Genomic DNA, 583 nt, shown 5'->3' on the forward strand with positions numbered 1-583 from the left:
AACCGCCACCGCATCCGGCGTCGTTGCGGCTTGTTCCTCAAACAGCTGGGGCAACACCGCCTCGGGAACAACCCTCGCCGTACCGTTCCACCCCACCAACAGTTGATGGCGCTCTGCGGGATCGAGGACATCGATCTGCCCGATGGGCATACCCGGATCCGCCACCACTGCTTCCAAGATCCGCACCAAACGTGCGGCCAGGGCAGCCACGGCAGCCTGATCGAAAAGATCTGCCCGATAGTCCAAACGCAACACCAGACCAGAACCGGGAACCGCTATCAGACTCAGCGGGTAGTGGTTGGCGTTACGGCCGACTTGCTTGGTGAAGCGGAGCGCGTGAGCGGTGCCCGTTGCCTGATTGAGGTCGACGGGATAGTTCTCGAAGATCACGACGGTGTCGAAGAGGTCATCAACCCCGGCCAGACGCTGCAGCCGTGACAGCCCCAGGTGCTGGTGCTGCATCAAGCTCGACTGTTCACCCTGCAATCGCACCAACATATCCCTCACCGACACACCCGCATCCAACCGCACCCGTATGGGGATGGTGTTGATGAAGAGGCCGACCATGGTTTCGATGCCGGGG

1 protein-coding gene is annotated in these 583 nt (G+C 61.4%); it reads right to left on the reverse strand.

Annotated elements, in window-relative coordinates; all coding sequences use genetic code 11:
- Positions 1 to 583 (reverse strand): condensation domain-containing protein (locus tag NBG84_RS36880; RefSeq protein WP_250924078.1); only part of this gene is annotated, 583 nt, incomplete at both ends.

Source organism: Streptomyces albipurpureus (assembly GCF_023701525.1).
In the GTDB taxonomy this organism is placed as follows: domain Bacteria; phylum Actinomycetota; class Actinomycetes; order Streptomycetales; family Streptomycetaceae; genus Streptomyces; species Streptomyces albipurpureus.